Origin of the sequence: Microbacterium yannicii PS01 (assembly GCF_000304335.1) — a bacterium.
Lineage (GTDB): Bacteria > Actinomycetota > Actinomycetes > Actinomycetales > Microbacteriaceae > Microbacterium > Microbacterium yannicii_A.
In genome coordinates this window covers 1-21,202 of sequence record NZ_CAJF01000017.1, presented here as the reverse complement: position 1 = coordinate 21,202, position 21,202 = coordinate 1, and the positions used below count along the sequence as shown (strand labels likewise).

18 protein-coding genes are annotated in these 21,202 nt (G+C 69.7%); 13 read left to right on the top strand and 5 right to left on the bottom strand.

What is annotated here, in order from left to right; all coding sequences use genetic code 11:
- Positions 1-48 precede the first annotated feature (48 nt).
- From WYM_RS22215 to WYM_RS10960, 3 genes are all read right to left on the bottom strand, one after another.
- Positions 49-459 carry a hypothetical protein gene (locus tag WYM_RS22215; protein ID WP_019180881.1) on the bottom strand — a complete coding sequence of 137 codons (411 nt, stop codon included), beginning with the start codon at positions 457-459 and terminating at the stop codon, positions 49-51.
- Positions 460-1,074: 615 nt separating this feature from the next.
- The gene (locus WYM_RS10965; protein ID WP_019180880.1) at positions 1,075-1,485 is read right to left on the bottom strand and encodes a hypothetical protein; all 411 of its coding nucleotides are present in this window, start codon (positions 1,483-1,485) and stop codon (positions 1,075-1,077) included.
- Positions 1,486-1,626: 141 nt separating this feature from the next.
- Positions 1,627-2,889 carry an ROK family protein gene (locus WYM_RS10960; RefSeq protein WP_019180879.1) on the bottom strand — a complete coding sequence of 421 codons (1,263 nt, stop codon included), beginning with the start codon at positions 2,887-2,889 and terminating at the stop codon, positions 1,627-1,629.
- A gap of 117 nt (positions 2,890-3,006) precedes the next feature.
- On the opposite strand from WYM_RS10960, the gene WYM_RS10955 reads away from it, so the two are divergent.
- From WYM_RS10955 to WYM_RS10910, 10 genes are all read left to right on the top strand, one after another.
- Positions 3,007-4,047 carry a Gfo/Idh/MocA family oxidoreductase gene (locus tag WYM_RS10955; protein WP_019180878.1) on the top strand — a complete coding sequence of 347 codons (1,041 nt, stop codon included), beginning with the start codon at positions 3,007-3,009 and terminating at the stop codon, positions 4,045-4,047.
- Positions 4,044-4,811, top strand: a complete 768-nt coding sequence (locus WYM_RS10950) for a hypothetical protein (RefSeq protein WP_157525094.1) — start codon at positions 4,044-4,046, stop codon at positions 4,809-4,811. The genes WYM_RS10955 and WYM_RS10950 overlap by 4 nt, the downstream gene beginning before the upstream one ends.
- 105 nt (positions 4,812-4,916) lie before the next feature.
- Positions 4,917-5,936 carry a VOC family protein gene (locus tag WYM_RS10945; protein WP_019180876.1) on the top strand — a complete coding sequence of 340 codons (1,020 nt, stop codon included), beginning with the start codon at positions 4,917-4,919 and terminating at the stop codon, positions 5,934-5,936.
- Positions 5,937-6,004: 68 nt separating this feature from the next.
- Positions 6,005-6,979, top strand: a complete 975-nt coding sequence (locus tag WYM_RS10940) for a fumarylacetoacetate hydrolase family protein (RefSeq protein WP_019180875.1) — start codon at positions 6,005-6,007, stop codon at positions 6,977-6,979.
- A 23-nt stretch (positions 6,980-7,002) separates the two neighbouring features.
- Complete coding sequence (locus WYM_RS10935) at positions 7,003-8,040, top strand: cyclase family protein (RefSeq protein ID WP_051008119.1); 1,038 nt, start codon at positions 7,003-7,005, stop codon at positions 8,038-8,040.
- Between the two features lie 36 nt (positions 8,041-8,076).
- Entirely contained in the window at positions 8,077-9,219 is a 1,143-nt protein-coding gene (locus WYM_RS10930) for an FAD-dependent oxidoreductase (protein ID WP_019180873.1), read from the top strand.
- Positions 9,216-10,256 (top strand): amidohydrolase family protein, encoded by a 1,041-nt coding sequence (locus WYM_RS10925; protein ID WP_019180872.1) that lies wholly within the window; start codon positions 9,216-9,218, stop codon positions 10,254-10,256. Before WYM_RS10930 ends, WYM_RS10925 begins: the two co-directional genes overlap by 4 nt.
- Entirely contained in the window at positions 10,253-11,269 is a 1,017-nt protein-coding gene (locus tag WYM_RS10920; RefSeq protein ID WP_019180871.1) for a fumarylacetoacetate hydrolase family protein, read from the top strand. Before WYM_RS10925 ends, WYM_RS10920 begins: the two co-directional genes overlap by 4 nt.
- A gap of 153 nt (positions 11,270-11,422) precedes the next feature.
- Entirely contained in the window at positions 11,423-12,931 is a 1,509-nt protein-coding gene (locus WYM_RS10915) for an MDR family MFS transporter (protein WP_019180870.1), read from the top strand.
- A gap of 31 nt (positions 12,932-12,962) precedes the next feature.
- On the top strand, positions 12,963-14,558 hold the full coding sequence (locus tag WYM_RS10910) for a GMC oxidoreductase (RefSeq protein ID WP_019180869.1): 1,596 nt from the start codon (positions 12,963-12,965) through the stop codon (positions 14,556-14,558).
- Positions 14,559-14,645: 87 nt separating this feature from the next.
- On the opposite strand, the gene WYM_RS10905 is transcribed toward WYM_RS10910, so the two are convergent.
- Both WYM_RS10905 and WYM_RS10900 read right to left on the bottom strand, forming a co-directional pair.
- Complete coding sequence (locus WYM_RS10905; protein ID WP_019180868.1) at positions 14,646-15,878, bottom strand: MFS transporter; 1,233 nt, start codon at positions 15,876-15,878, stop codon at positions 14,646-14,648.
- Between the two features lie 127 nt (positions 15,879-16,005).
- Positions 16,006-17,253, bottom strand: a complete 1,248-nt coding sequence (locus WYM_RS10900; RefSeq protein WP_019180867.1) for a glycoside hydrolase family 1 protein — start codon at positions 17,251-17,253, stop codon at positions 16,006-16,008.
- 235 nt (positions 17,254-17,488) lie between these two features.
- Between WYM_RS10900 and WYM_RS10895 the strand changes: the two genes are divergently transcribed.
- The 3 genes from WYM_RS10895 to WYM_RS19945 form a co-directional block, all read left to right on the top strand.
- A complete protein-coding gene (locus WYM_RS10895; protein WP_019180866.1) occupies positions 17,489-19,066 on the top strand; it encodes an ABC transporter substrate-binding protein in 1,578 nt (525 codons plus the stop codon).
- A 4-nt stretch (positions 19,067-19,070) separates the two neighbouring features.
- Complete coding sequence (locus tag WYM_RS10890; RefSeq protein WP_237739396.1) at positions 19,071-20,069, top strand: ABC transporter permease; 999 nt, start codon at positions 19,071-19,073, stop codon at positions 20,067-20,069.
- On the top strand, positions 20,066-21,202 hold a 1,137-nt coding region (locus tag WYM_RS19945), incomplete at its 3' end, for an ABC transporter permease (protein WP_019180864.1). The genes WYM_RS10890 and WYM_RS19945, both read left to right, overlap by 4 nt.

Here is a 21,202-nt window from a genome sequence, read left to right as displayed (position 1 = left end):
TCCCGATGCACCCGGGCGGTGCACCGGGACCGCGCTGGGCGGGTGTCGTCAGGCGGAAGCGGATGCCGCGCCCTCGGCGAGCGCCGTGCGTGCCAGTTCGAGATGCGCCCGGGTCATCGTCGTCGGGTCATCGTCGAGCCACTCGTGGCCGCCCCACTCGCTCGTGAACGTTCCGGTGAAGCCCTGGAGCGCGAGTTCGGCGCCGAGTTCGCGGATCGGCTGCGAGACCCGGGCCGCGCTGTCGTCGAGATCCCAGAACTTCAGGTGGAACGCGCCGACCAGCGGCAGGACGTCGCGCAGATCCGCGGCGTTCGAGTGCCCGAACCGGACGAGCAGGTTCATGTACAGCGTCTGAACCTGAGGGGGCACCGCCCCCGATCGCAGCAGCGTGACGACGGCGTCTCGCGTGTGCGGATCGCGCCACGACTCGGTCAGCTGCGCGACGAGCCCATCGGGCACGCCGCTTTCCGCCAGTCGCTCCAGATACGACACCGGGGGGGTCGGGCATCAGCATGCTGATGTCGATGAGGAGGCGGAGGCGGGGGTCGTCCACGGCGGCGAGCACGTCGTACGCGGCGGCGTGTGCGGGCTCCGCCGGGGATTGCGGGCCCTGTGCCTCTTCGAACAGCACGAGATCGAGGTCGTGCAGGTGCGGAAGAAGGCGCTGCAGAAGCTCCGGGCCCGCTTGCCCGATCGGCAGCCGGAGGCCGCCGGCCCCCAGGCGCTGGGCAGCGCGCAGCTGGGGAAGGAGGAAGGCGAGGCGCTCGTCGTCGGTGCGCCGCCGGGCCCCGGGCGCCCAGTCGTCGATGCTGGCTCCGACGGTGCCGACCTGGCCGCCGCACGCCGCAAGAGCGTCACGGAGAGCCTCGGCCTCGGCATCCGCCGGGACGGGGAAGGACCGCCAGAGCTGGCCGAGTTCGACTTCGATGACGGGCGCGATGCCGTCGGCGACGATGCCGACCGCGATGTCGGTGGCGGTGCGTTCGGCTCGGATGACCTCGGGGGTCCAGTTGAACGCGCTGGCCGAGAGGGTCCAGCCGGGCGGGAGTGCGTGTGTCACGGGGGACTCCGGGATCAGGCGACGTCGAGCGCGACGCTCGGGACAGGACCGACCGCGTCGAGCTCGAGGGTCCGTTCGCTCCGGAACGGAAGCCGAAGGGGTCCGTCGGGACCGGCGGCGAGGTAGGGCACGATCAGGTCGAACGAGACGCGGACGCCGTGGGCGCCGGGACTTAGGCGCCGCCGACCAGCAACGACCAGCCGGTCCTGAACGAACCACCAGCCGGGCTCCAGCGAGAGCCTGCCGGCAGGGATCGCACGCGGACCGAGGACGACGTCCGGCTCTTCGACGGGCTCGCCGTCGACATCGATCGCCAGGCCGGCGACGCTGGCAAGCGGGAGGGAGCGGATCCACGGGAGGCAGATGCGCAGGGTGAACCCGTCATCGCTGGTGCGGAGCGCGTCATCGCGGAGAATCTCGAGCACGTCAACGGCTCCGCGCAAGGCGCGTGGAGCTGTCGGTCGTGTCGTCCGTCGTCGCACCCATTCAGACCTCCGCGTCTTCTACACAAAAGATACACGGATAAGTCTGAATTCGTAAGAAGTCTCCGCGGACCGTCCGCCGCCTCAGCCGACGGCGGTGAGCTGCGCGAGGGTGGGCCGTCCGTCCGCGAACCAGCGAGGGAAGGTGGCCTCGAACAGCTGCTCCTGCACGAGCTCCACGCCGCCGTGGAGCGGCGCGGATGGATCGTTGACGGAGTTCACGATGCTCAGGTCTCGCGTCGCGAGCGGCAACGAGAGCTCATAGACGCGCTGGCGCACCTCGGCGAGGAACACCTCGCCGGCCGAGGCGACGGCACCGCCGATGACGATGACGCTCGGGTTGAACATGTTGACGAGAGCGGCGATCGATTCGCCCACGACGCGGGCTGAGCCCTGGATCAGCGAGATCGAGAGCGCATCGCCGTCCGCGGCTGCGACCGAGATCGCCTCGGGGTCGATGGCCTGTCCACGCCCGGCCTGCGCGGCGAGAGGCCCGGTCGCGCCGCCGGCGATCGCCGCCTCGGCATCGCGCACGAGGGCCCAACCGCCGGCGACGGCTTCGAGGCACCCGACCTTGCCGCAGCGGCAGAGGTGCTCCGAGTCCGCGACCCGGACGTGGCCGATGTCGCCGGCCGCACCATTCGCTCCGCGGTGGATCCGGCCGTGAGAAAGCAGGCCGGCGCCGATCCCGGTGCCGATCTTGCAGTAGATGAGGTCGGGCGCCGCGCTGCGGCGGCGGGCGCGTTCGCCGAGCGCGAGGATGTTGACGTCGTTGTCGACCCAGACGGGCGCATCGAATCGCTGCTCGAAGCGACGACGCACGTCGAAGCCGTTCCAGCCGGGCATGATCGGCGGCGCCACGGGCCGCCCGGTCGTGAAGTCGACCGGCCCGGGGAGTCCGACCGCGACGGCCCATACGGGTGTGTCGTCTTCGGACAGGAGCTCGTCCACCATCTCCAGCGCGGTGGTGAGGGTGTCGGCGGGGCCGCGGGCGATCGACCAGTCACGGTGCGACTGCGCCAGGATCTCTCCGTCGAGGTCCGAGACGCCCACGTGGATATGCAGCGCCCCGAGCGCGCAGATCACGATGCGACCGCGCTCGCTGCGGAACCGGAGTGTGCGCGGCGCTCGCCCGCCGGACGAAGGGCCGAAAGCGGCGTCCTCGAGGTAGCCCATCTCGATCGCCTGATCGACACGCTGTGCCACGACGCCGCGGCCGAGGCCGGTGAGCCGGCCGATCTCAGGGCGTGTCGCCGCCTCACCTGCCCGCACCATGTTGACGATGCGCAGGAGGCTCGTGACCTCGTCGGTCTGGGCGCCGAAGCGCAGAACGGATCCGGTTGCCATGCTCGATTGTGACACAAGGGTCGACAGGAATAACCGATCCTGCACAGAACAAACCGTCGACTGCGCCAACTTTGGTATAGTTTCGCCCTAAGTCCCTCGAGGAAGAGGTGGGCACGGATGTACCGCGTGGGCGTGGTGGGGGCAGGGCCGGGAGTGTCGGCGCTCCATCTGCCGACGCTCGCCGGCCTCCGCGACCGTTTCGAGGTCGTGCACATCGCCGACGCCGGCAGCGGGCGTGCTCGTCAGCTCGCGGAGCGGACGGGTGCCAGCTGGTCCTCCGGGCCGGAGGGGATCCTCGACGACCCGGATGTCGACGTCGTGGCACTGTGCAGTCCGCCCGGAGAGCACGCCGCCCAGATTCTCGCCGCCGTGGCAGCCGGCAAGCGAGCGGTGTTCTGCGAGAAGCCGCTGGGTGTCTCCCGCGCCGAGATCGACGCTGCCGTGGGCGCGTGCATCGATGGCGAGGTGGCGCTCGTGGTCGGCACGAATCACCTGTTCGACCCGTCGTGGGAGCGGGTCAAGCACCGGCTCGACGCCACCGGTGCCGCGGTGCGTTCGGTCTCGATCACACTCGCCCTCGCACCGAACGGGCGGTACCACGACGCGGCCTCGGACCTTCTGGTCGGGCCGCCGCCGGCTTCGCGCCCGCCGGTGGACCCCGCCGACACGCACGTGGCCGGCGGCATCGTCCGGCAACTCATCGTCGGACTCGCGGTGCACGACCTGCCGCTCGTGCGCGACGTGGCTCCCGAGCTCGAAGGCGTCGACTTCGCGCGCCTGGTCTCGCCCATCGGCTTCGACATCGGATTCCGGGCGAGCGGGATCGCCGTGCGCCACACTGCGGTCATGCTTCCCGACGGCGCCGACACGCTGTGGCGCGTGACCCTGGTCACCGACCAGGACCGGGTCGAGATCGACTTCCCGCCTCCGTTCGTCCCTGCCGGGAGCGGGCGCGTGAGCGTGCAGGATGCGGCCGGCCGACGCACCGCCTTTCCCCCTGCGCCGATGAACGGATACGAGGCCGAGTGGCACGCGCTCGCCGCGATGCTGGCGGGCGAGCGACCGATGGAGTACGACGAGCTGCGGGCCGATGCCGTCTACGCCGTCAGCATCGCCGACCAGGCCGCTCGCCTCATCCGCGACGGGGCCGCAGCATGACCCGGGCGCCGGTCTGGACCCAGGCGACCTCGCACATGGGAGTGCTCGGCCGGCTCGCCGGCACGCTGGAGCAGGTGCCGGGACCGTCCGGTGCGATCTGCGTCCTCGACGGTGACGAGGATTGGACTGAGAGGGCTCTCGAGCTCGCCGGGGAAGGCGCTGTCGCGCTGGTCGTCGCCGATCCTGCGGCGGTGAGCGGGGAGCGGATCCATGCGCTGCAGCGGGCGGGCACACCCGTCGTCCTCGATCGGCCGCGCCTCCCTCCGGACCTCCCCGCCCTGGGGAACGCGGCATCGCGCATGCACATCTTCGTCGCCGATGTCGTCAGCGTCGCAGCGGATGGTCTCGCCGCCACCCGGGATGCCGTCGGATGGGTGCGTCTTCTGGCCGGCGAGGGGCTGGGCGTAGACGGCGCCGCGCACACGGCGGTCGCCACGATCGCGACCGGACGGACCGCGAGCGGCGCTCCGGTGTCGCTGTCGATCACCCAGGCGGCCGACGGCGTGCGCCCGGCCTTCGAGATCCTCGCCATCGGGCCAGAGCGCACCGAGGTGCGCATCGACGATGCCACACTCGAGCGGCGGATCCGGGTCGTCGGTGGTGACGGGACGCGCGAGCCGCGACCCCACTGGGAGACCGGGCTCCGGCTCGCGCTGCGTCGCGCGGTGGCATCGCTCTCCGGTGCTCCGCCAACGGATCTCGCCGACCTCCATCACGATGCTGCTGGGGCCGGCGCGATTCTCGGCATGTCGACCGCCATATAAACGCCAGTGATTCCCGGCATTGACAGAATCCGCTTCCGTGATGACGGCTTCGGCTGGATAGTGGAAGAAGGTCGGGAGGTTCCGGCCTCCCGGAAAGGTTCAACGATGATCAAACTCCTCTCTCACCTCTCGTACGTGGCGATCACGTCGCCCGACGTCGAGGCCTCCGTCCGCTTCTACGAAGAGCAGGTCGGCCTCACGGTCGTCGACCGGATCGACGGCGCGGTCTACCTCCGCTGCTGGGGCGACTACTACGCGTACTCCGTGGTCGTGGTGCCCGGCGACGAGCCGTCGCTCGAGACCATGGCCTGGCGCACGTCCAGCGCCGAAGCGCTCGACGAGGCCGCGAAGCGCATCGAGGCGGCCGGCGTCCAGGGCGAGTGGCTCGACGACGTCCCGCACATCGGTCGCGCGTACCGCTTCACCGGGCCGTTCGGGCACTCGATGACGCTGCACTGGGACGTCACGCGCCACCAGGCGCAGCCGCAGATCGCGTCGATCTACCCTGACCGCCCCGAGAAGCGGTCCAAGGTCGCGGGCGCCCCGCGGCAGCTCGACCACGTGACGATCGCGACGAGCGATGTCGACGGCTTCGTGAAGTGGTACGTCGACGTCCTCGGCTTCCGCTTCATGGCGCGCACCGTCCTCGACGAGGCTCCGATCTCGGTCTTCTCGGTCCTCACCACCAACGAGAAGTCGCACGACCTGGGCGTCGTCCTCGACGGCTCCACCCGCGCCGGTCGCGTCAACCACTACGCCTTCTGGGTCGACACCCGTGAGGAGCTGCTCATCGCCGCCGACGTGCTGATGGAGAACGGCATCCCGATCGAGTACGGCCCGTCGATCCACGGCATCGGCGAGCAGAACTTCCTGTATTACCGCGAGCCGTCGAGCCTGCGCATCGAGCTCAACACCGGCGGCTACCGCAACTACGTCCCGGACTGGGAGGCGAACACCTGGAAGCCGTCGCAGGGATCGAACAACTTCTACCGCAACGGCGCGATGCCGATGTCGATGACCGAGTCGTTCCCGCCGGCCGACGGCCCGAGCGCGACCGAGGAGGGCGTGCCCGACGAGATCAAGGACGCCCTGTTCAACCCGTACGCCAAGCACGGCCAGGGCTGACAAGACCCGGCGGAGGCGACCGGCCGATCGGTCGCCTCCGCCGCACCACCACCCCATCAGGAGATCCCATGACGACGACGTCGCACGGTACGACCGCCCCCTTCGCTCTCGCCCGCTACCGGCAGGGCGATTCCCTGCGTCTGGGACTGGTCGTTCGCGATCGCATCCGCCCGCTCGCTCCCGAGGACCTGGGAGCGCCATCCCTCAACGACTTCCTCGCCCGCCCCGAATGGGACCGCCTCGCGGCGCTCGCGGAGACTGCCGAGGGGTGGATGCCGCTGGCCGACGTCACGCTGACCGCTCCGGTCGAGCCGCGCCAGGTGCTGCAGACCGGTGCGAACTACCGCCAGCACGTGATCGAGCTGGTGGCGGCCGGGCTGACGAACAACTCCGATCGCACCCCCGACGAAGCACGCGAAGCGGCGGCGAAGATGATGGACGACCGCGCCGCGAACGGTGAGCCGTACTTCTTCATCGGCCTGCCCGCGTGCGTCGTCGGCGACGACGTGCCGCTCGCCCTGCCGCCCTACAGCGAGGTGCACGACTGGGAGCTCGAGCTCGCCGTCGTCATCGGCCGAGAGGCGTTCCGCGTCTCGCGCGAGGACGCCCTCGATCACGTCGCCGGCTACACGATGGTCAACGACATCACGACGCGCGACCTCGTGTTCCGCAAGGACATGAAGGAGATCGGCACTGACTGGTACCGCGCCAAGAACGCGCCCGGCTTCCTGCCGACCGGACCCTTCCTGGTGCCGGCGCCCTACGTCGACGGCTCGAACCTGAGCGTGCGTCTGGAACTGAACGGCGACGTGATGCAGGATGCCTCGACCAGCGACCTGCTGTTCGACATCCCGGCGCTCGTCTCGGGCGCATCGCAGACCATGCCGCTGCTGCCCGGCGACATCCTGCTGACCGGCAGCCCGGCCGGCAACGGTCAGCACTGGAAACGGTTCCTGCGGGACGGCGACGTCATGACGGGCACGATCGAGGGCCTGGGCACCCAGGTCGTCCGCTGCATCGCCGAGGGGGTGAGCGGAGTATGACTCTGCGACCGGTCGGTGACGGAATGAAGCTTCGAGCGGTTGGTGAGCCTGTCGAACCACAGGGACCGGAACTGTCGGACGACCCGGGCGACCTCGACCGCCAGGACCCCGAGGCCGAGATCGCGGCGCGCGCTGCGGCGTACCGCAACTGGGGCCGCTGGGGCGACGACGACGTGCTCGGCACGCTCAACTTCATCGATGCCGCCAAGCGCGTGGCGGCCGCGGCGCTCGTGCGCGACGGCGTGGTCGTCTCGCTGGCGCAGGCCTTCGACACGAACGGCCCGCAGAAGGGCTGGCGCCGCCGCACCAACCCGGTGCACACCATGACCGACACCGGCGTCGACGCCGAGCGCGGCAACCAGGGCTTCCCGCACGGCATCGGCGGCGCCGATGACGTCATCGCGATGCCGTTGCAGTGCTCCACCCAGTGGGACGGGCTCGGCCACATCTTCGACCACGGCAACGCATGGAACGGGCGCCGCGCGGGCGACGTCGTCACGAGCGAGGGCGACCTCGTCACGGGCATCGAGCATGCGGCATCCGTCGTCGTCTCCCGCGGCGTGCTGCTCGACGTCGGCCGGCACATCAACCCCGAGTCGGGCGAGCTCGACGACGGCTATGCGGTCACCGTCGCCGACCTCGAGGCCACCATCGCCGCCCAGGGGCCGTCGAGCGTCGTCGGACGCGGCGACATCGTGCTGGTGCGCACCGGCCAGTACGGTCGCACCCGCCGCGACGGCTGGGGCGACTACGCCGGCGGGCCGGCTCCCGGCCTCTCGCTGACGACGGCGGGGTGGCTGCACCGCACCGAGATCGCCGCCATCGCGACCGACACGTGGGGCTTTGAGGTGCGGCCGAACGAGTTCGATGCGCCGGCGTTCCAGCCGCTGCACCAGGTCGTGATCCCGAACATGGGGCTCACGATCGGCGAGATGTGGAACCTCGAAGAGCTCGGCGCCGCGTGTGCGGCGCGGGGCCGCTGGGACTTCCTGCTCTCGGCTGCGCCCCTGCCGATCACCGGAGCGGTCGGCTCGCCGATCAATCCCGTGGCCGTCCTCTGACCCGAACAACATCCTGAAGAACAGAGAGGTTCTGACATGACCGCCGTACGCAAGGTCGCCGTCATCGGCGCCGGAGTCACCGGACTCGCCGCCGCCATCCAGCTCGCGAAGGCGGGCGTCGACGTCGACGTGTTCGAGTCGAAGCCCGAGCTCAGCGCGCTCGGGTCGGGCATCTCGCTGCAGGGGAACGCGCTGCGCGTCTTCGACGCGCTGGGCGCGTGGGACGACATCCGCGCGGCCGGCTACCCCTTCGAGGGCCTGAACCTGCGCGCGCCCGGACCGGACGCCCCGATCGTGGCGGAGCTGCCTGACGTCAAGACGGGCGGACCGGACTACCCGGCGGCGATGGGGATGCCGCGACCCGCGCTCGCCCAGATCCTGCTCGCCCACGCGCAGAAGGCCGGTGCGCAGGTGCGCTTCGGCGTGAAGCTCACGGCGCTGGAGGACGGCGCCGGCCCCGACGACACGGTCAGCGTGATCGTGGACGGCGAGAGCGCGGGGGAGTACGACCTCGTGATCGGCGCCGACGGGCTGCACTCGACGGTGCGGGACCTCATCGGCATCGAGCAGAAGCCCGAGCCGACCGGCATGGGCATCTGGCGCACGTTCGTCTCGCGTCCCGCCGAGGTCGTCCGCAGCGAGCTGTACTACGGCGGGCCTGTCTACATCGCCGGGTACACGCCGACCGGCGAGAACTCGATGTACGCGTTCCTCGTCGAGAAGGCCCAGGACCGCTTCGCGGTCTCGGACGAGGACGCCACGCGCATCATGCTCGAGGAGTCACGCGCATACGGCGGGCCCTGGAACGCGATCCGCGCCGACCTCGAGAAGGGCGCCCGCGCGAACTACACGTGGTTCACGCAGCACATCGTGACCGAGCCGTGGAACCGCGGTCGTGTCGTCATCATCGGAGACGCGGCCCACTCCTGCCCGCCGACCATCGCGCAGGGCGCCGCGCAGGGTCTCGAGGACGCCTTCGTCCTGACCGGGCTGCTCACCTCCCGCGACACGGTCGACGCGGCGCTGTGGGACGAGTTCCACGCGCGTCGGCTTCCGCGCGCGCAGGCGGTGGTCGAGGCATCCGTCCAGCTGGGACAGTGGCAGATCGACGGCAACCGCGACGCGGACGCCGGCGGCCTGATCTTCGGCATCGCGCAGCAGATGGCGCAGCCGGCATGAGCGTCGGCGAAGCCGGAGCGTCCACCGGCGCGACGGTCACCGACGTCCACGCGCACCTTCTGCTGCCGCACGTCCACGCCGAGGTCGAGAAGCGCGCGCCCGAGCTGGTGGCCGAGGCGGCCGACCTCGAGCGCCGCCGCAACGGCCTGGAGAGCCTGAAGGTCTCGGGTCCGATGGTCGGCGCGCGCATCCCGAAGCTCACCGATGTGCGCGAGCGGCTCGCGGCGATGGACGCGCAGGGGGTTGCGACGCAGTGGGTCAGCGTCTCGCCGAACCACTTCTATCCGTGGGCGCCCGAAGGTCTCGCGGTGTGGGTCGCCGGCGAGACGAACCGTCTCGTCGCCGAGCACGTCGCGCAGGCACCCGATCGCCTGGTGGGTCTGGGCGTGGTGCCGCTGCAGCATCCTTCACGGATCGTCGAGTATCTCGACGACGCCGTGCTCGGACGAGGACTCGCCGGCGTCGAGATCTCGTCGTTCGCCGGTGACGTCGAGCTCTCGGACGAACGGCTCGAGCCGTTCTGGGCGCGCGCCGCCGAGCTCGGCTGCGTAGTTTTCCTGCATCCGTTCGGCTGCAGCCTGGACGAGCGACTCGATCGGTTCTACCTCGCGAACACCGTGGGTCAGCCCGTTGAGAACGCCGTGGCGCTGTCGCACCTCATCTTCGCCGGCGTGCTGGACCGCCACCCGGGCCTGAAGATCGTCGCGGCGCACGGCGGCGGCTACCTGCCGACGGCGATCGGGCGATCCGACCATGCCTGGCGGGTACGGCCCGACGCGCACGGGTGCGCGCACGAGCCGTCCAGCTACCTGAAGAAGATCTGGTTCGACACGGTCGTGCACGACCCCGCGGCCCTTCGGCATCTCATCGAGGTCGCCGGGGCGTCGCAGGTGGTGCTGGGCAGCGACTTCCCCTTCGACATGGGGCTCGACGACCCGGTGGCCTTCGTGCGCTCGGCGGGTCTGCCGGATGACGTCGCGGGCCGCGTCCTTGCGGGCAACGCCGAAGAGCTGCTGCGGACGAAGGTGCCCGCATGAGGCTCGCGCGGTGGGAAGAGGCGACCGGTGTCGGCGAAGGTTTCGTCGTCGACGATCGGGTGGTGCCCTTCCCCGACGGGCTGACCGTTGCGGCGGTGCTCGCCGCCGGGTTGGAGGCCGCACACGGCGCCTTCGCCCGCGTCGCGGGCGATACGGGCACCCCGCTGGCCGAGGTGACGCTGCTCGCGCCGCTGGTGCCGGCATCCGTCCGCGACTTCGTGACCTTCGAAGAGCACGTCGAGGGCGTGAGCGCCGGCGTCGAAGGCAAGAGTCACGTCGCCGACGAGTGGTACCAGGCGCCCACGTTCTATTTCACGAACCCGCACACCATCCTCGGTCCGGGCGAGACCGTCCAGCCTCCGGTCACCGAGCGGCTGGACTTCGAGCTCGAGGTCGCGGCGATCGTGGGGGGCCCTTCGACAGGCTCAGGGACCGAGTCAGGGGCCGGTGTGTCGAGCTCCCACAGCGACGGGGTGAACCTGACGGCGGAGGCCGCGGCATCCCGCATCTTCGGCTACACGATCATGAACGACTGGTCCGCGCGCGACCTGCAGGGCCGCGAGATGAAGGTGCGCCTGGGGCCCGCGAAGGGCAAGGATTTCGGCACGAGCCTCGGCCCGTGGATCGTCACGGCCGACGAGCTCGCACCCTACCTCGACGCCGACGGATTCCTTGCGGTGCGCGCCGAGGTGCGCGTCAACGAAGAGCTGATCGGCGAGGACCTCGTCTCGAACATGGGGTGGCCCTTTCCCGAGCTCGTCGCCTACGCCTCGCGCAACGCGCGCGTCGTGCCGGGCGACGTGCTCGGGTCGGGGACGGTCGGCAACGGCGGATGCCTCGGCGAACTGTGGGGCCGCAACGGCGGGCTCACACCACGCCCGCTGCAACCCGGCGACGAGGTCGTGATGACCGTCGAGGGCATCGGCGAGCTTCGGGGGACGGTCGGCGACTACGTCGCGGCGCCGCCGCTGCCGGTCGCGCGCCCGCGCCCGCGAACGCGTCACCGATCCTGACCTCCGAAAGTCTATCTTTGGTTGTTTTTGAGCCTAAGCTCGTCTAGAATCGACATGACGTTGGGGTCCTCGGACCCGTTCTTCGCCGGATGGTTTCGGCGAAGGCACAACCGGTCGCGTCGACGGCCCGATCGTTCGGGCGAAACCACTCGTATGCCGCTCTCACCGGTCAGGCTCCGTCTGCTCGTCGCCTCCCTGCTCACCGTCGCCTTCCTCGGCGCCCTGGATCACACGGTGGTGGCGACATCCCTCGCGACGATCGCCGGCGAACTGGGCGCGCTCGAGCAGATGAGCTGGATCGTGGTCGGGTACACGCTCGCCAGCACGGTCGTGATGCCGGTGCTCGGCAGGCTCGGTGACATCGTCGGCCCCCGTGCAGTGTTCCTCGTCTCACTCGGCGTCTTCCTCGTCGCCTCTCTGGTGTGCGGACTGGCGCCCGACATGGGATGGCTGATCGCCGCGCGTCTCGTGCAGGGCATGAGCTCGTCGGGACTGCAGCTGATGTCTCAGACGATCGTCGCTCAGGTCACCTCTCCCCGGGAGCGGCCGCGCTACATGGCCGTCATCGGCGCGGCCTTCCCGATCGCGATCCTGATCGGACCGGTCCTGGGCGGCCTCATCACCGACTACTGGGGCTGGCCCTGGGTGTTCTGGATCAACCTGCCGGTCGGGATCGCGGCGCTCGTGTTCGCCGTGTTCACGGTGCCCCACATCGACGGCGCCGCCCGCCCGCGCTTCGATGTCGCCGGCTCGCTCGCATTCGCCGTCGCCTTCATCGCTCTCGTGCTCGCCGTGACCTGGATCGGCGACCCGGCGGCGCGGGTCCCGGCGATCGCCGCATTCCTCGTCGCAGCCGCCGGCTTCGCCGCGTTCTTCCTCGTCGAGCGCCGGGCGCAGGAGCCGATCGTGCCGTTGCGGCTTTTCGCGAACCGCACGATCTCCGCCGGGGTCGCACTCTCGGCCATCATCGGCATCGGCCTGTTCTCGATCACGGCCTACCTGCCCACGTACTTCCAGATGGCCTATCGCACCTCCGCGACGGTGTCGGGGCTGGTCCCGATCGCGACGGTCTTCGGGATGCTGCTGACCAACCTCCTCTCGGGCTTCCTGGTGAGCCGAACCGGTCATTACCGCGTCTACCCGATCGCGGGCACGGCCCTGGGGGCAGTCGGCCTGACGATCATGGCGCTGCTTCCCGTGGGGCTTCCGCTCTGGGTGCCGATGGCCGTCATGTTCGTCGTCGGCGCCGGCACGGGAGCGTTCATGAGCCTCGTGATCGCCGTCGTCCAGAGCGCCGCGCCTCGCTCGGACACCGGGGCGATCACGGCGACCGTCAACCTCGTTCGTCAGATCGGCTCGACCGTGACCACCGCCGTCATCGGAGGAGTCGTCGGCTTCGGGGTCGCCGCTCTCCTGCCACGGGGAACCGATGCCGCGACGCTCACGCCGCAGCTGGTGCATGCGGCTTCCGCCGGCGTTCAGACGCAGATCGCCGCCATCTACCGCGATGTGTTCGCACCGGTGTTCGTGGCGCTCGCCATCGTGTACGCCGTCGGCATCGTGGCAGCCGTGCTGCTGCCTCAGGGCCGGCTGTCGGACGAACACGAGCCGGCACCGTCGTCATCCCCGTCCCGCATGCCCGCTGCGGGCACCACCGTCTGAAAGCCTCGCCTTCGCGACCTCAGGAGAACCCATGTCTCACAGCCCCACCATCGCCATCGTCGGCAGCGGCCCCATCGGGTCCGCATACGCGCGACTCATCCTGGAGGGCTCGCCCGACGCGCGGGTCGTCATGTTCGAGGCCGGCCCGCAGCTGACCGCGACTCCGGGTGAGAGCGTGCGCAACATCGCCGACCCGGCGGAGAAGGAGCGCGCACGGGAGATGTCGCAGGGTCCGCAGGCAGGATCCTTCCGGGCCTCGCTCGGGCTTCCGGACGGCGCCGTCGTCGAGGGAATGTTCACCGCTCGCCAGGGCACGCACCTGCTCGACTTCGGCGGCGAGGGGTCCGCGCACGCGCCCACCTTCCCCGCGGTCGCGGCGTCGACGAACGTCGGCGGCCAGGGCGCCCATTGGACCTGCGCAACTCCAGCCCCGGCGTTCAGCGAGAAGATCCCGTTCATCCCCGATGCCGAGTGGGAGGAGCTCATCGCCGACGCCGGCCGTCTTCTGCATGTGCAGAGCGCCGCGTTCGCCGACTCCGCTGTGGGCGGCGCGATCCGCTCGCTGCTGGAGGAGGAGTTCGCGGGGGAGCTGCCGGACGGATACGGCCCCGGCACGCTGCCCGTCGCCGGTGACCCCCAGCCCGACGGCACGATGCGCTGGGCGGGCGCCGACGTCGTTCTGGGGCCGCTCATCGAGGAGGGGCATCCTCTCGCCGCCAGGTTCGAGCTGCGAGACCTCTCCCTGGTGCGCCGCATCGAGCGGGAGGACGGCCGTGTCACCGGCGTCACCGTCGAAGACCTGCGCACGCGCGATCTGTCGTTCGTTCCCGCCGACGTGGTCGTGGTGGCCGCCGACGCCTTCCGCTCTCCGCAGCTGCTGTGGGCCTCCGGCATCCGTCCGACCGCACTCGGCCACTACCTCACGGAGCATCCGGTCGTCATCTCCACGGTCGCGCTCGAGGGCGAGAAGATGGAGCGGTTCGCGACGGTCGACGACCTCGACGCCGAGAAGGCCCGTCGGGCGACGAATCCGGCCGATCCGGTGGCGGCGGTCAACCGCATCCCGTTCTCGGAGCCCGATCACCCGTTCGCCCTGCAGGTGATGTACTCCGAGTCCACGCCCTTCCCGCTCGACCCGGCGTCGCCGTACGCCGGAAACCGCTGGGGCTTCGTCAACATGGGCTACGGCCTCCGCAAGCGCCCGCGATTCGAAGACGCGGTCACCTTCGACGACGGCGAGCCCGACTATCGCGGGTTTCCCAACATGACCATCCGGTACGCGCTGACCGAAGCCGAAGAGACCGAGATCGTCGAGGCCACCGACCGGCTTCGCCGCGTGGGGAGTGCGCTGGGTGCGTTCGTCGCAGAGCCACGGCTCCTTCCCAACGGGTCGAGCCTGCACTACATGGGCACGATGCGGATGGGTGAGGTCGACGACGGGACGTCGGTGGCCGACCCGTGGTCGCGCGTCTGGGGCCTTGACGGTCTCGTCGTCGGCGGCAACGCGCTCATCCCGACGGCGAACGCCATGAATCCGACGCTCATGAGCGTTGCGATCGCCGTGCGCGGTGCCCGCCGGATCGTCGAGGAGCTGCGAGCCGCGGTCGTCGGGGCCGCTGCGCGGTGACCGCACGGCGCCACCCGCGCTGGGCACACCGCTTCCGCAACGAGAGAGGGCCGGACCCCGTCGACGGGGTCCGGCCCTCCTCCGCTGTCAGTGTGCGGCGGTCTCGACGCGTGCAGTGCGGCGCAGACCGACGGCGAGGACGACGGCCACCACCGCAGCGGCGATGCCGACCACGCCCACCGCGACGGGGAGCGGAGCGCCGGAGGCTCCGGTGATCGCGCCCATGATGATCGGGGTCACGAACTGGCCGAAGAAGAACGACGACGTCCACCAGCCGGTGGCGCGACCCCGCTCCTCGAACCGCGTGCGGGAGACGACCCACGTGACGAGGGCGGGCAGCAGGATGCCGGAGCCGAAGCCCGCGACGACCGCGCCGATCAGCACGCCGGCGAATCCGGCGAAGAGCCACACGATGATCATGCCGACGGCCTGGAGTCCGAACGCCAGCGGCAGCAGCACCGCGATGCCGCGGCGTGCGATCCGCGGGAACGTGAAGGCTCCCGCCGCCGTGGCGAGCGACGCGATCGCGGCGACGAGGCCGATGGTGGCGGTGTCGTTCGGGACGACGCCGGTGCCTACGACCAGGTAGCTGACCTCGATGATCATCACGTAGAACGTGAAGCCGCCGAAGACGGTGACGAGGATCGGCAGGCCGAGGATGCGCCACGGCACCCGCGCCTTCTCGCCCGCAGCGATGTGGGCGTCCGTCGAGTCCCCGCGACCGGGCTCCCACAGTGCGAAGACCATCACGATCGCGATGGGCGCCGCGATGGCGTAGATCCAGAAGGGCGCGTGCCACCCCGCCGATCCGACCGCTCCGCCGAGGGCGATGAAGACCGTGGCGCCGAGGGTCGTCGCGACGGTCTGCAGACTCAGGTACTTGTTGCGCCGCCGCTCTTCGTGGAAGTAGTCGACGATCAGCGTCGTGCACACCGTCATGATCGCCGCCTCGAACACGCCCACGAAGGTGCGGCTGATGAGGATGCCGGCGAGGCTCTCGATGTAGGCGGGAACGGTGCCGGCGATGGCATAGGCGAGCATCGCCACGATCAGCAGGTTCTTCCGCCCGACCCGGTCGATGATCTGCCCGGCGAAGGGCGCGAAGATCGCGATCATGAGGGCGGGGATCGCCACGATCATCGGAACGAGCACGTCCGAACCGGGCTGATCGCCGAACTCCTGTGACAGCTGGGGCAGGACGGGCGTGATGAGGACCGACCCCATCACGGGCATGCAGCTGCCGGCGAGCAGGAGGGCGGCCTGCCAGGCTCCGGCGCGTCGGGTGGACGTCTTCTCGACGTCGAGAATGGGCTTCGTCATTGAATCTCCTTCGACTCACCCTCATTGAAGGGGGTCGGAGGGCATCAGCGAAGACCGATTAGGTTATCGAGCCCATCGACGCCGGTTATGGCCGGCCGCGGCATCCGTCACCGACAGTCGCCCGATGCTACGCCTCCCCGCCTCGAGCACTGCGGACCAGCTCGGCGTAGACGCCGGCGCTCGGCTTGGCAGTGCGCTCGAAGGTCTCGCGGTCGACCTCGTGCAGACCCAGCTTGGGGCCATAGCCGAAGATCCACTCGAAGTTGTCCATGAGCGTCCAGTGGCAGTAGCCGAGCACGGGCACGCCGTCGGCGATGGCCCTCGCGAGACCCTCCAGCGAGGGCTCGAGGAACCCGGCGCGGAGCACGTCGTCCTCAGTGCCGATCCCGTGCTCGCTGACCAGCACCGGAACCTGCGCGACGGAGTACACGTACGCGACGGCGCCACGCAGGGAGTCAGGCTCCACGGCGGTGCCCATGCCGTTGATGGCCGCGCCTTCCGGCGCCGCGACCATGCCGTCCGGGCCGTACACGATGCGCTCGTAGTTCTGCACTCCGACGAAGTCGTCCTCCCGCGCGAGGATCAGCCAGTGCTCGTAGACCTCAGCCCGCTTGCGGTCGCGGAGTTCTTCCCCTCCCGGCGCCGCGACGTCGTCGACGATCGCCAGAGACAGTCCGACCGGCAGTTCCGGGCGGCGGGACTTGATCGCGGCTCTCGCCGCACGGTGCCCTGCCGTCATGCCGGCGCGCATGCCGGCGAAGTCCTCACGCAGCATGACGTTCCCGGCCCGATATCGTTCGACCCCGGCCTCCCGGCTCGCGACCTCGAGCGTCTCGCGTTCGAGGTCGGCGATGAACTCGGGCAGGTGCGCCCAGGTGAGCATCTCGGGAAGGTCGGGCTCGTTGAAGGTGACCGCCAGTGCGATCCGATCCCCGAAGCGGTCCATCACCGCGCCGCAGTAGCGGGCGAAGAGCTCCGGCGCCGCGGGGTCGAGCCAGGCTCCGCGCTTGGCGAACCAGTGCGGTGAGGTGAAGTGGTTGAAGGTCACGATCGGCGCGAGACCGCGCGCGAGGCATCCTTCCACCAGCGCTTCATAGTGTGCGAGGGCGTCTTCGGAGAACTCGCCTTCGACGGGCTCCACGCGGGCCCATTCCACCGAGAAGCGGAAGGCGTTGAGGTTCATCCCCGCGACCAGATCGAGGTCCGACTCCCACAGCTCCCACCCGTTCGTCGCCTTCCCGGACGGCTCCCGGAAGATCGTGGGGGTCACGTTCTCGAGGAACCACGTGTCGCTGTGGACGTTGTCTCCCTCGTTCTGGTGGCCGGCGGTGGCCACTCCCCAGAGGAACGTCTCGGGGAAGGATGATGCGCGCATGGGCGGTCCTCTCTGACTCGCAAGCCATCCTGGCATACATGTTCAATGAGTGAAAGTAAGTTTCATTAGGTTCTTGAATCGAGCGCTATCTTAGGCGCAACCTAATGCAGGGCCGTATGTATCCGAATGGCCAAACCACACCGGCGGGGTCACCCTAGGAACCAGGACCGCTCTTCTCGGGCGATCTGCGAACACTGAAGTCCGCACCAACACCCGACGATCACAGGAGATCAGGATGTCTCGCATCACACCAGCACGCGGCGCCGCCGTCCTCGCGGCGGCGGCCGTATCCGCCTTCGCCTTCAGCGCCTGCTCCGGCGGCGGGGGAGGCGGCACGGGCGCGAGCGGCGATCCCGCAGACGCGTCGACCCTTGTCATCGCCCTCGACTCCGACCAGGCCGCACTCGGATACGACCCGCTGCGGTACGGCAGCGGCCAGCGAATGTTCTTCGAGGGGATCTACGACTCGCTCTTCGTCCTCGACGAGGAGGGCAAGGTCGTTCCCGATCTCGTCACCGGCTTCGAGTACAACGCCGACCAGACGCAGCTCACCCTGGATCTCGACACGAGCGCGACCTTCGCCGACGGTTCCACGGTGACGGCCGACCTGGTCAAGCAGAACCTCGACTTCCGCGGCGATCCCGACCTGTCCGCGTACAGCGGCTTCGCCGCCGGCGGCGAGCAGGAGATCGCAGATGTGACGGTGGTCGACGAAGACACGGTGACGCTCACTTTCGCGGCGCCCCAGCCGGGGTTCGAGGCGAACCTCGTCCAGCCGGCCGGCGCCATCGTCGGTCCCACAGGCACCGCGGACCGGTCAGCCCTGGACGCGACGCCCGATGGCTCCGGACCGCTCACCGTCGACGAGGAGGCCACCGTCAAGGGCAACACCTACCTGCTCGTGAAGAAGGACGACAGCGACGCCGCCGCCGACTACCCGTTCGACACCTACGAGTTCCGGCCGATCGTCGACCCCCAGGCACGCGTGAACGCTGCGATCTCCGGTGAAGTCGATCTGGCACTGATCGCCGCGGACACGCAGCCTCAGGTGGAGTCCGCGGGCATCGGCCTGGTGACCAACGGCGGCACCGTCCAGAACATCGTCGCCTTCGACAAGGTCGGAGCACTCGGCCCGCAGTGGGCAGACCCGCGCGTCTATCAGGCCCTCTCGATGGCGATCGACCGTGAGACGTATGTCGAGGCGGTCCATCCCGGCGAGATCCCGACGGCCAACGCTCTGCCCGCCGACAGCCCCGGCTTCCTCCCCGAACTCGATGAGCAGTACGCGTACGATCCGGAAGGCGCCGAGGAGCTCCTGGCCGAGGCCGGATATCCCGACGGCTTCGGGTTCGAGTTCACCATCTCGCAGGGCAGCCAGCGCGATCTCGAGGCACTGCAGCCGTACTGGGAGGCCATCGGAGTGGACGTCACCCTGAAGAACGCGGCATCGACGGAAGAGCTGTTCGCCGTCGTCCAGACCGAGCCCCTCGGCGGCCCGCTCCCGTTGACGTGGACGAACCCGGCGGGCAACGTCTTCGGCGTCCTCTTCGGATTCGCCAACTTCCACGGAGCCCAGAACCCCGAGATCCAGGCCGCGGCCGGCGCGTACGGTGCAGCACTGGGCTCGGGCGACGAAGAGGCACAGGCCACCGCGCTCGAGGACATGAATCGCTCCATCGTCGACTCGGGCTGGCTGATCCCGCTCTTCGAGCAGGTCGCGCCGTGGGCGTACGACACCGCGAAGGTCGCCGAGCCGACCTTCCCCGGTGCGGAGGTCTTCCCGATCCTGGCAACCCTTCAGCCGGCATCCTGACCAGGTGACGGTGCCGGCGGTCTCGCCGCCGGCACCGTCCCCGTCACCGCAGGGAGTGATGATGCTCTTCTTCGTACTCAAGCGGGTCGCGTGGGCGATCCTGACGCTGCTGATCGCGTCGTTCATCGCCTTCGTCCTCGTGCACCTCTCCGGCTCGACCCCGGGCGGTGTGGCCCTCGGACAGTCGGCGACACCCGAGGAGGTCGTCGCCTACAACGAGTCGATCGGCTGGTACGACCCCTGGATACAGCAGTACTTCGCGTGGGTCGGGCAGGTCCTGCAGGGAAACCTCGGCGTCTCGCTCATCGACGGGCGCCCGATCGGCCCCGACATCGCGAAGAGGCTGCCGGTCACCGCGGCGCTCGCGTTCTTCGGGACGCTCCTGAGTGCCGTCGTGGGCATCGTCCTCGGCGTCACCGCCGCGGTTCGCGGGGGTGCCGTCGACCGATTCATCACCGCTCTGTCGGGGGTCCTCCTCTCCGTTCCCGCGTTCTGGGTCGGCGTGCTGCTGGTCTATGTCTTCGCCGTTCAGGCACGGCTGCTCCCGGCGACGGGATTCGTCCCGTTCGCCACCAACCCCGAGGCATGGGCGCGATCGCTGATCCTGCCCGTGCTGACGATCGCGATCACGTCGGCTGCGGGCATCGCGCGGCAGACGCGCGCGTCGATGTCGGAGACGCTGACTCAAGAGCACATGCGCACCCTCCGGGCCATCGGCACGCCGACGACCCGGATCATCTACGTGCATGCTCTGCGCGGCGCGAGCCTTCCGATCATCGCGAGCATCGCCATCCAATTCATCGTGCTGTTCAGCGGCTCGGTCATCATCGAGGTGCTGTTCGCCCTTCCCGGCATAGGTCAGGCAATGCAGGCGGCGGTCGGCTCGGCGGACCTCCCCTTCGTGCAGGCGCTCGTCCTGGTCGCGACGCTCGTCGTGGTCGTCGTCAACGTCGCCCTCGAACTGCTCAACCGGACCCTCGACCCGAAGCTGCGTGCATCATGACCGTCTCCACCACATCGATCGTCCGACCTCGCCGCACGGAGCGCCGACTGGGAGGGCGGATCCTCCGCTCGCCCGCGGCGGTGATCTCCCTGGTCTGGCTCGTCGGACTGGTCCTCGCATCGCTGACGTCGCCGCTGTGGCTGAGATACGGTCCCCTCGAGCAGGATCTGACAGCCGTCCTCCAGGGGCCGTCGCTCGCCCACCTGCTCGGTACCGACGAGCTGGGCCGCGACCTGCTCTCGCGTCTGGTGACAGCGGCGGCGCCGACGATCTTCGTCGCAGTCCTGGTGCCCGTCGTGGCCATCGGGGTCACCGTTCCCATCACGCTCTGGGCATCACGCAGCCTTCGCGCCGAGGGCGTCATGAACAGGATCAGCGAGATCGTCCTCTCGCTGCCGGGCACCGTCATCCTCCTCGCCTTCATCGCCGCGGTCGGCGCCAACATGCCTCTGGTGATGATCGCGTTCGGACTGCTCCTGTTCGGGGCGATGTACAAGGTTCTCTTCGGGCAGGCGAAGTCCCTGCACAGGCAGCTGTTCGTCGAGGCGGCATCCGTCGACGGCGTGCGCCCCATGCTCGCCAGCATCCGGCACGTCCTTCCGAACATGTCGACGACGGTCATCGTGCAGTTCGTGCTGCTGTTCGGTGTCGGCATCGGGATCCAGGCGGCGCTGGCGTTCATCGGTCTCGGGCCGCAGCCGCCGGAGCCGACGTGGGGTGGCATGATCCAGACCGCGTCGCGGTTCATCTTCCAGCAGCCCTGGATGATGATCCCGACGGGGGCGATCCTGGCGCTGACGATCATCGCGGCCAACTCTCTGGCCGATGTCCTCGCCGGCGGGACGGCGATGCCGCCGCCTCTCGTGGCCCTGCGCCGCAAGAAGAGCAAGACACCGGTGTCCCAGATCTCGGCGAGTGCGCTGTCGGATGACCTTCCCGCCGAGGAGCGGACCCCGCAGGAGGCGCCCGAGGGCCTCGCCATGATGGGCGATGCATCCATCCCCTCGAGCAACATCGATCCGACGCGCGACGCAGGTGCCACGCCGGCCGTGATCTCGATCGCCGAGCTGGTCGACGACGGTGCGCCCATCGTCGTGGAATCGGCCCGGATGGAGGAAGGATCCCGAGAAGGG

What these genes read in the sequence shown, in the direction of transcription:
- WYM_RS10935 (WP_051008119.1), top strand. Translation starts at nt 7,003, where the DNA reads ATGAAGCTTCGAGCGGTTGGTGAGCCTGTCGAACCACAGGGACCGGAA.
- WYM_RS10940 (WP_019180875.1), top strand. Translation starts at nt 6,005, where the DNA reads ATGACGACGACGTCGCACGGTACGACCGCCCCCTTCGCTCTCGCCCGC.
- WYM_RS10930 (WP_019180873.1), top strand. Translation starts at nt 8,077, where the DNA reads ATGACCGCCGTACGCAAGGTCGCCGTCATCGGCGCCGGAGTCACCGGA.
- WYM_RS10920 (WP_019180871.1), top strand. Translation starts at nt 10,253, where the DNA reads ATGAGGCTCGCGCGGTGGGAAGAGGCGACCGGTGTCGGCGAAGGTTTC.
- WYM_RS10950 (WP_157525094.1), top strand. Translation starts at nt 4,044, where the DNA reads ATGACCCGGGCGCCGGTCTGGACCCAGGCGACCTCGCACATGGGAGTG.
- WYM_RS10895 (WP_019180866.1), top strand. Translation starts at nt 17,489, where the DNA reads ATGTCTCGCATCACACCAGCACGCGGCGCCGCCGTCCTCGCGGCGGCG.
- WYM_RS10910 (WP_019180869.1), top strand. Translation starts at nt 12,963, where the DNA reads ATGTCTCACAGCCCCACCATCGCCATCGTCGGCAGCGGCCCCATCGGG.
- WYM_RS10960 (WP_019180879.1), bottom strand. Translation starts at nt 2,889, where the DNA reads ATGGCAACCGGATCCGTTCTGCGCTTCGGCGCCCAGACCGACGAGGTC.
- WYM_RS10905 (WP_019180868.1), bottom strand. Translation starts at nt 15,878, where the DNA reads ATGACGAAGCCCATTCTCGACGTCGAGAAGACGTCCACCCGACGCGCC.
- WYM_RS10925 (WP_019180872.1), top strand. Translation starts at nt 9,216, where the DNA reads ATGAGCGTCGGCGAAGCCGGAGCGTCCACCGGCGCGACGGTCACCGAC.
- WYM_RS10915 (WP_019180870.1), top strand. Translation starts at nt 11,423, where the DNA reads ATGCCGCTCTCACCGGTCAGGCTCCGTCTGCTCGTCGCCTCCCTGCTC.
- WYM_RS10955 (WP_019180878.1), top strand. Translation starts at nt 3,007, where the DNA reads ATGTACCGCGTGGGCGTGGTGGGGGCAGGGCCGGGAGTGTCGGCGCTC.
- WYM_RS10900 (WP_019180867.1), bottom strand. Translation starts at nt 17,253, where the DNA reads ATGCGCGCATCATCCTTCCCCGAGACGTTCCTCTGGGGAGTGGCCACC.
- WYM_RS10945 (WP_019180876.1), top strand. Translation starts at nt 4,917, where the DNA reads ATGATCAAACTCCTCTCTCACCTCTCGTACGTGGCGATCACGTCGCCC.